General features: G+C 38.5%; 6 protein-coding genes. 1 reads left to right on the forward strand and 5 read right to left on the reverse strand.

Features of this window, described 5'->3' with window-relative positions:
* The 5 genes from Q1V93_RS00885 to Q1V93_RS00905 all read right to left on the reverse strand — a co-directional run.
* On the reverse strand, nt 1-195 hold a 195-nt coding region (locus Q1V93_RS00885; RefSeq protein ID WP_300660178.1), incomplete at its 3' end, for a hypothetical protein.
* 54 nt (nt 196-249) lie between these two features.
* The gene (locus Q1V93_RS00890) at nt 250-1,566 is read right to left on the reverse strand and encodes a hypothetical protein (protein WP_300660181.1); all 1,317 of its coding nucleotides are present in this window, start codon (nt 1,564-1,566) and stop codon (nt 250-252) included.
* A 24-nt stretch (nt 1,567-1,590) separates the two neighbouring features.
* Complete coding sequence (locus Q1V93_RS00895) at nt 1,591-2,910, reverse strand: carboxypeptidase-like regulatory domain-containing protein (RefSeq protein WP_300660184.1); 1,320 nt, start codon at nt 2,908-2,910, stop codon at nt 1,591-1,593.
* Between the two features lie 21 nt (nt 2,911-2,931).
* Entirely contained in the window at nt 2,932-4,218 is a 1,287-nt protein-coding gene (locus tag Q1V93_RS00900; RefSeq protein WP_300660189.1) for a hypothetical protein, read from the reverse strand.
* Between the two features lie 292 nt (nt 4,219-4,510).
* The gene (locus Q1V93_RS00905; protein WP_300660192.1) at nt 4,511-6,187 is read right to left on the reverse strand and encodes a hypothetical protein; all 1,677 of its coding nucleotides are present in this window, start codon (nt 6,185-6,187) and stop codon (nt 4,511-4,513) included.
* Between the two features lie 141 nt (nt 6,188-6,328).
* On the opposite strand from Q1V93_RS00905, the gene Q1V93_RS00910 reads away from it, so the two are divergent.
* A complete protein-coding gene (locus Q1V93_RS00910) occupies nt 6,329-6,466 on the forward strand; it encodes a hypothetical protein (protein ID WP_300660195.1) in 138 nt (45 codons plus the stop codon).
* Nucleotides 6,467-6,512 lie beyond the last annotated feature (46 nt).

The raw sequence follows: 6,512 nt of genomic DNA on the forward strand, positions 1-6,512 counted from the left end.
CAAAATGAAAACACCATTGTTATTGGTACGGGTGTTGTGAATATCAATCTTAACAGAAGCATTTTTAACAGGAGCTCCCATTTCATTTACAACTTTTCCTTTGATAATGATTTCCGATTGAGACCAACCCGAACTGCTGACTAGAGTGGTAACAGCCAGGAGAAAAAGAGCTTTGTTTTTTACAAGCAGAAACATAGGGTTATTTAATGAGTTGAAAGTTAATTAAAAATGGATTTGATGCAAAACTAATCATCTTATTGGTTGTTTAAAGAGGTAATGCATGCTCCGATCCAGATAATCATCGTAGATGTAATAAACAAAATCACCACGGATTTGAAGATGTTTCAGGAAAATATGTTGTTCCAGCAGAATTTTTTGTTCTACTTTTCCATTTGTCGGATTGATTTCACGCAAAGTTGTAAGTCCGTCAATTTCATAGCGTGCAAAGATTCTTGTTTTTTCCAGGTTCGTAACCAATTCGTTTTTCCAGCCTTGGAAGTGGTTGTAATAAATGGGAAAAGTCCTCACGCGAACACCAGCTTTCGTGAAAACAATCGCAGAATCGTTTAAATGATCAAAAATGACAAGAGAATCATTTAATTCAAATAACGGGATATAAACGGGAGTTGTTAAAACAAGGTCGTAGAAGCGTCGATTTTGCCATTTTCTGCGGGCGATTTTCAGTTCCTCCGGGTCCATGGAATTAAACATTGCGTCTTCAGAACCTCTGTTGTCATCTGCATAATCGCGGAGTTCTCTGTTGTGTTTACGGTTTTCTCCGATATAGAACACCTTGGGTTTTTGTGTCTGAATATTAAATGCGATGTATTCGATGCATTGATCTTGTTTGGAATAATTGTATTTCACCAGCATTTTTTCATCTCTGTAAACACAGGTCTTTAGCAGGTTGTATCCAAAGATCCTCGAGCCTGATCTGAGTTGGAAAGCACCTATGGAATTACTGATGATGGAAGTCTCGTAAATACTGTCTGAATAAACGAGGTGAATGCGTTCCATGCAATCGCGGAATAATTGCGTTGGATTTCTGCGAATGGGAGTTTCAAACATTTTTTCCCCCCGGGCATCCAGGCCACGCATGAAGTATGTTTTTTCATCATTGCAGCAAAGAATAATTCCATCATCGGGTTGTAAGATAAAATCCAGTATATTGGCTTGTTTCCGCGGGTAAACCCAGAATATTTGTTTGCTTGTAACTGTCACTTCATCGAGTGCTGTTTCTTTTCCCTGCATGATAACAAGTACCTGAAGGGTATCTCTCCATCTTTCCGGAAAAGCAATCATGTCAACATACTCTGAGAATAAGGAGTGTTTAACGGTTAATTTTGCAGGGAAAGTGCTGTTCTTAAGAATAAAAAATCCATTAGAATTGGTGCGGCCATCCGCGCTTCCTAGTTTGACAGCGGCATCTTTAATGGGAGTTCCCATATCAGTAACAACCTTTCCTTTTATAACGACTTCTGCCTGAGACCAGCTGGAATTACTTCCGCTGATCCATCCGGTGAAGAAAAGTAAAAGTGAAATTGCAATGTGGTAATTTTGTTTCATATGTGTTGAATTCAACGGAAGTAATTATTGTTTCAATGCTTGTTTAAACAGGTAGTGCATACTTTGATCCAGGTAATCGTTGTAGATGTAATAAATGTATCCATCACGAATCTGAAGATGTTTTGGGAAAATATGCGTTTCCAAACGGATCAGACGCTCTATTTTTCCATTTTCCGGATTGATTTCACGAAGAATTGTAAGCCCGTCAATTTCGTAGCGGGCATAAATTTTGGTTTTTTCCATATTTGTAACTAACTCATTTTTCCAGCCCTTATAGTGGTGGTAGAGGATTGGAAATGACCTTACGCGATCTCCGGCTTTCGTAAAAACAACAGCAGAATCATTTAAATGATCGAAGATGACGAGTGAATCGTTTAATTCAAATAATGGAACGTAAACCGGGGTGGTTAAAACCAGGTCATAAAAGCGCAGATTTTCCCATCTTGCACGCGCCATTTTCAATTGATCTTTGTCTGAGGTATGAAACAAATCGTCTCCTCTGTCACGGTTTTCCATTGCAAATTCACGAAGTTGTCTGTTGCGTTTCCGGTCTTCACTAACATAGATTGTTTTGGGTTTTTGTGTTTGAATGTTATACGCAAGGAATTCAATGCGTTGGTTTTGATCGGAATAATAGTATTTTACTAAAGTCTTATTATCTTTATATACACAGGATTTTAGTAGGTTGTATAAGAATAGTTTTGATGCTGATTTGATCTGAAAAAGTCCCATTGTATTACTGATGACGGATGTTTCATAAATACTATCCGAGTAAATTAAGTGCACTCTTTGTGTGCAATCGCGGAATAGTTCCTTTGGATGTCTGCGAATAGGAATTTCATACATTTTTTCTCCCTGGGAATTTAAACCACGCATAAAATATGTTTTCTCGTCGCTGCAACACAGGATGATTCCATCATCGGGTTGTAAAACAAAATCCAGCACATTGGCTTGTTTTCTGGGATATACCCAAACCAATTGCCGATTTGTGACGGTCACTTCTTCCAGTTCTGTTTCTTTTCCTGTCATGACCACAAAAATTTCAAGAGTGTCTCTCCATCTTTGAGGAAAGACAACCATATCAATATATTCTGAAAACAACGGATGTTTTACGGTGAGTTGTACCGGAAACGTACTGTTTTTAAGAATGAAAAACCCATTGGAGTTTGTACGCCCGTCTGCACTTCCCAATTTTACAGTAGCATTTTTAATGGGGGTTCCCATTTCTGAAACAACCTTTCCTTTCACAGTTACTTCCGCCTGAGACCAGGTGGAATTACTTCCGCTTATCCAAGCAGTGAAGAAGAGTAAAAGTAAGATTGCAATGAGGTAATTTTGTTTCATGATGCGTTGATTTGAGTATCACTAATTATTTCTTAGAGCCTGTTTGTACAGGTAATGAATGCTGTTATCCAAGTAATGTTTGTACAGGTAGAAAGCATAATTTCCCCGGACCTGAATTCTCATAGGATAAATGTGTTTTTCAAGGAGTGTTGTGTTCAGAATTTTTCCGGTAGAAGGGTCGATTTCACGTAGTGTTGCCAGGCCGTCAATCTCATATTTAGCATAGATTTTTGTTTTCTCTTCATTGACAATTAATTCATTTTTCCAGTTCTCAAAATAATGATAACTGATTTGGAAAGATCTTACAAAATCTCCGTTCTGTTTAAAAACCAGTGCGCTATCCTTGATGTGATCGAAAATGATAATGGAATCATTGATTTCAAAGATCGGAGTGTACAATTCTTTTGAAAGGATTTGCCTGTAAAATTGCTGATTCTGCCATTTTTGCCTGTCTGTTAGTGAGGCTATTTGTGGTCCGCGCGTATTCCTGTAATTGGGGTTGAAAAGCGGAACCGGGATGTCATTGGCGATGGCATAATCATCCAGGGCGCGCATTTGTTTTCTGTCGGTGGTAATATAAAGCAACTCGGGGATCTTCGTGTTGCGATCAATTTTTGTGTATTCTACCAGTTTATTATGTGGTCCCAATCTTTTGACAATGAAATTGTTTTCACTGGAAATAACACAGGGGCTTAAAATATCCATCGCCTGAATGTAAGGGTAGCCCGCCAGCATGCTGATGGAGTTTCCCCAAAATTTAAATTCGAAAAGACTATCGGTATAGGCCAAATGAATTCCACCGGTGCAATCTTCAAACAAGTTCTGCGGATTTTTTTTGATCTGAAGGTCTGTGATTTTCTTGCTGAGAGAATCCAGTCTTCTTAAAAAGTATTTGTGATCTTCCTGGCAAAGCAATAGAATTTCGTCATCCATTAAAGCAAAATCAATAATATGTGTATGTAGTTTCTGGTAAGCCCAAATCACGCGGGAAGAGTTAATGGTTACTTCTTCCAGTTCAGTTGCTTTATTTTCCAGGATGATATTCAGAAAAACGGTGTCTTTTTGATTGATCGGTGCGCGTACAAATCCGATATATTCTTTATAAAGAACATGTTTAATGGATAATTGGGCGGGAAATTTAGCCAGTTTAAATACAAAGCGTCCTTTCGAATTTGTTTTGCTGTTTTGTTGTCCGAGTCTGACTTCGGCACCAACCACTTTTTGATTTTGATCGTTTGAAACAGTACCGATAACAACAACGTCCTGGGCAGTTGCAATGGAACCAAATAAAAAAGTGAAAACCATCATCACAATGGATTTCTGAAATCTATTTGATATGAATAAGTAGCTCATAGTGAAGTTAAGATAGGTAAAAAAAGAATTGAGAAATCAATCAATTGATTAAAGTGTTGACTTGGTTGATTTTGATAGAATTAGTATTGATTTTGCTGGCTGACAGAACAATTTATTATTTTTGAAAGCTTCTTTATTGTTCGTAATCAGCTTGTTAGTTGCCAGGTTGTGATGTTGTACTTGAGGTTGATTCGTAATATTGCGAAATGGCAATTTCGCGAATTAAAACCGGGAATCAGGGCCAACTCTAAAAATAAGCCACGTATCCGAAATGCACTTTCGAATCCCGAAACAAAATCGGATTTGAAAACTGCTGTCCCAACGCATACGTCAGTGAAAAGATCCCGATATTAGTCCCAAAACAAAGCCCTGCTCCAAAACCTTTCGGAGCATCGTGAATGTAACTCTGAACATTTCGCTCGTACCAGCTTTGATCGTAAAAAACGAACAAATACGAATTCTGATCCAGGATAAAGCGTGGTTCGATGGTAAAGGTCGCCCGGTATGTACTCAGTAATTCATCTTCCATAAAACCGCGTTGGGAAAGGTTCCCTCCAAAGCGTAGCAGTTCATTTTGCTGAATGTTGTTAGTGTAAAATGTTTCGCTGATAAGCCCGCCTTTGATTACAAAACGTTTGCCAAGCGCCTGGTAATATTCGATTTGAACTTTACCACCATAAATCAGGTAACCGGAAGTTGTTGAATCCTTTTTAAGCGAGCGTTTTCCAACATTTGCTTCCACATACCAGATAAACCCTTTTCGCGGATTTGGTAAATAGTCAACCGTTTGATTTTTAAATGAAAGACCGTAAACATTGCTTTTGGTTGTACCGTATAAACTGGTCGCTTTTGTTCCAAGCAAGTTGGATTGCTGGTTTTTATAAAAACCGGTCAATGTTTTTCCCCCCGAAACAAAATAAGTCACTCCGACACTTGTTTTCAGTTCCAGGAAAGTAGAATCGCGCTTGAAGAGTGAAAACTGACCATCTAAACCAAAAGGGGTATTGAAAAGAAAGGGGTAAGCTGCCTGGATTTTTAATTGTGGACTTCCGGGTTGAATCGAGCGCCAGTTCAGATCGAAAAGTTCTCCGTGTTTAAAGGCATTTTGAAGTTTCAAACGCAAATCTCCCGTCAATTGATATTTCAGTTTCACCGGATCCTGTTGAAGACCAATGGTTCCGTTAAACAGCGAAACGGGCTTTGTTTCAATGTAGAGATATAAATTGGCTCCCTGGGGAGTAAAGAGAATTTCAGCCGGTTTGGTTTGTTTTACAAATGTGAGCTGAGTGAGTCGTGTGCCGATTAACTTCACCTGTTCCTGGTTGTACCAATCTCCTTTTTCAATATGCAGGAAATTTTCCAGGTATCTTTTTGCCAGTTTCACTTTGCTTCCGCTCACAATGATCTCGTTCCATTTGACGCGCGAATTGGGTTTAATAATCAGCTCCACGAAAAGTGCTTCCTTTTCGGTTCGCAGATCTTCGAATGAAATTTGAGCAAACGGATAGCCGGCAACCTCAAATTGATGAAGAATGTTTTCCAGGTTTTTAGAAATTTCGAGCGGAGTGGGTGGAAGTGTTTCAATTGTCCGCGGACTGATCCCGATTTCCCGTAAAGCACGACGACTTTCATCGCTGATGGACAGATTGAGTTTTTTGTAGCGTAAACCCAGGGTGAAAAATACTTCGCTGTTCAGACTGTCGATCTTAATAATAGAATCAACCCCGAAACTTAAGTAGCCTTTTTTATAAGCCAGGAATTGAATTTCCGTCAGTTGTTTCTTCAGCGATAAAGTATCCGTATACGTAAAACTGTTTCGTTTGCTGATCACTTTGAAATCCGGCTCCGGAAAAGTGATTTTTTTTTGCGCATGAAGGTTCGGAAAGGTAAATAAGAAGAGATTGACCAAAAGGACAAGCTGCAATTTTTGTTGAGAAAGCTTCACGAAATGCTTCAATATCAATAGTTTCCTTTGGTAATTATCAAGAATATTACTCTATATAACGATGAAAGTAGTAAGTTTGTATAGAAGTTACAATTAGTATTCACTGTTAAACGTACGATCATGAAAAAAATCCTTGGAATTCTAGCCATTGCCTTGTTAGTTGTATTTGCCGGCGCATCTTGTAAAACAAAGGCTCATTGTGATGCTTATAGTTCTATGTCAGACACAAATAAAAATATCGGGACAAATAATCGTTAATTCGGCAGGTGTATATTTTTGATCTTAAACGGAGGTAAACTGTTGG

The sequence above is a fragment of the Fluviicola sp. genome (assembly GCF_030151805.1).
Classification (GTDB): Bacteria; Bacteroidota; Bacteroidia; order Flavobacteriales_D; family Crocinitomicaceae; genus Fluviicola.